This window comes from Pseudokineococcus marinus, assembly GCF_013004605.1.
Lineage (GTDB): Bacteria > Actinomycetota > Actinomycetes > Actinomycetales > Quadrisphaeraceae > Pseudokineococcus > Pseudokineococcus marinus.
On record NZ_JABEMA010000375.1, the window covers coordinates 1 to 2,639 of the forward strand.

Here is a 2,639-nt window from a genome sequence, read left to right on the forward strand (position 1 = left end):
GCTCGGGCGCCTGCGTGGGCTCCGGCGCCGCGGTGGTGGGCGCGGCGGACGGCTCGGGGTCCGGCTCGGGCTCGGGCTCCGGGGCGGGCGCCGGCGCGGGGCGCGAGGACGCCCCGGACGAGCTGTCGCGCTCGCGCTCGGAGGAGCTGCTGCGCGACGTGCTCGTCGTCCCGATGTCCGCGCGCTCGGGGAAGTCGACGACCGGCTGGCCCTCGGTGGCCGCGGACATGTACTCCTGCCAGATCCGGACAGGGTAGGAGGACCCCGTGACGGCGCTCCCGCGGTTGCCGTCGTCCCAGCGCTCCATCCCCTGGCCGTCCGTGGAGAACACGGAGACGACGGTGGCCAGCTGCGGCGTGTAGCCGGCGAACCACGCCGACCGCGCCTCGTCCGTCGTGCCCGTCTTCCCCGCCGCCGGCCGGTCGAGGTCGATCGTTCTGCTGATGGACCCGTCCTCGACGACCTGGGAGAGGGCGTAGGTCGTGTCGGCCATGACGTCCTCGGCGAAGACCCGCTCGCCGCCGGTCTGGCCGCGGTAGACCACCTCGCCGTCCTGCGTCACCTCCGCGACGACGTGCGGCGTCGTGCGGACGCCCTGCGCGGCGAAGGTGGCGTAGGCCCGGGCCATGTCGATGACGCGCGGGGAGGCCACGCCGAGGACGTTCGCGGGGTTGTCCGCGAGGCCGGAGGTCTGCTCGGGGAGCCCCGCGCGGACGGACGCCTCACGCGTCCGCTCGGGTCCCACGTCGATGTTGAGGGCCACGTAGACGGTGTTCGTCGAGTCCACCGTGGCCTCGACGAGGTTCTGCCGCCCGCGGTCCCGGTCCCCGAAGTTGGGGACCCGCTGCGGCGTCACCCCGTCGCTCGTGTACTCCGAGAAGTAGAGCCCGCTGTTCCCGTTGTAGCGGGTCCGGAGGGAGACACCGTCCTCCAGGGCCGCGATGAGCGCGAAGGGCTTGAAGATGGAGCCCGCCTGCACGTTCTCCTGCGTCGCCACGTTGAGGGGCCGCTCGAGGTAGTCCGGCCCCCCGTACATCGCGCGGACGGCGCCGTCCGCCGGGTCGATCGACACGAGGGCGGCCTCGACGTCCTCCGGCCGGCCCTCCGACGGGAAGGCCTCCTCGTCCTGCATGGCCGCGACCGCGGCCGCCTGCATGCCGGCGTCGAAGGTCGTCGTGATGGACAGGCCGCCGCCGTCGAGCTCGTCCTCGGTGAAGCCGCCGCGGGTCGTCAGCTCGTCGCGCACGGCCTGGAGGAGGTAGCCGGTGGGGCCGGCGTAGGTCTGCTCGTCCTGCTGCTGCACCGTCGCGGGGAGCTCGAGGCCGTCGCGCTCGGCCTGCGTGATGGCGCCCGTCTCGACCATGCCGTCGACGACGTAGTCGAAGCGGCGCTCGGCGGCGGCGGGGTCGATGGCCGGGTCGAAGGCCGACGGCGCCGGGACGATCCCCGCGAGGAGCGCGGCCTGCGCCGTGGTCAGCTGGCCGACGTCGACGCCGAAGTAGGCCTGCGCCGCCTCCTGCACGCCGTAGGCGCCCCGGCCGAAGTAGATGGTGTTGAGGTAGTCGGTGAGGATCTGGTCCTTGTCGAGCTCGTTGTCGACCTTGAGGGCGATGAACGCCTCGCGGACCTTGCGCTGCAGCGACTGCGTGTCGTCGCCCGTGTAGTAGTTCTTCACGTACTGCTGGGTGATCGTCGAGCCGCCCTGCGTGGCGTTGCCCCGGAGGTTCGAGACGAAGGCGCGGGCGATGCCCGTGGGCGAGACCCCGCGGTTCTCGTAGAAGCTCCGGTCCTCCGCCGCGATGATCGCGTCCCTCATGTCCTGCGGGATGGCGTCCGTCGTCACCGGCGTGCGGTTGACGTCGGCGAAGGTGCCGAGCTTCGTCACGCCGTCGCTGTAGTAGACGGTCGTCGTCGCCTTCTGCCCCAGCTCGGTCGGCTCCGGGACGTCCGTCGTCGCGTAGCCGTAGGCGAACGCCGCCCCGCCGAGCACCGCGCCCCCCAGCAGGAGAGCGAGGAGCACGAGCAGGACGCGGCGGCCGGTCGAGCGGCGCCGACGCGCGGGGCGTCGGGCGGGGCGGGAGGTGGGTCGGGGGGCTGCTGCCACAGGTGGTCGTCCCTCGGTCGTCCGTCGTCGGCACCGGTCGCGTGCCTGGTCGGCCCGGGCCGGGGCCGGCGGGGGACGGCGGCGCCGTCCTCGTGGACGACCCCGTACCGGGGCGTCCTCGTCGTGCCGGACCGGTCGACGCCGGTCCCGTCGTGCGGGGCCGTCACCCGTCAGGGTGATCGGCACCGGGGCGCGGGCGCTTGAGCGCTGTGGTGCTGGGCGCTCGAGCGCGGTGTCCCGGCCCTCCGGCGGCGCTCGTCGCGACCCGCCGGCGCCCGAGAGTATGCGCACCCCGCCTGGGCGGGCGCTGACGGCGAGCCCCGGGAGTCCCGAGACCCGCGCGTCCGGGCAGCATCGACAACGCCTCCTGGGCGCGCCGTCATCCCGGGGGCTCCGGCGGCTCGCAGGCCCGCAGGGCCGCGCGCCGCCCTCCCCGTGCGCCGCTCGGGGCGACACGGCCTCACGTCGCCGCCGGGGCCGAGGGGGACCATGGCGCCGTGGACGCGACCCCGGCCCCGCCCCGGGGCGAGATCGG

The 2,639-nt window shown here is 74.8% G+C and carries 1 protein-coding gene; it reads right to left on the minus strand.

Annotated elements, in window-relative coordinates:
- Window positions 1–2,104 (minus strand): transglycosylase domain-containing protein (locus tag HLB09_RS15615; protein ID WP_171204242.1); only part of this gene is annotated, 2,104 nt, incomplete at its 3' end.
- Window positions 2,105–2,639: the final 535 nt, after the last annotated feature.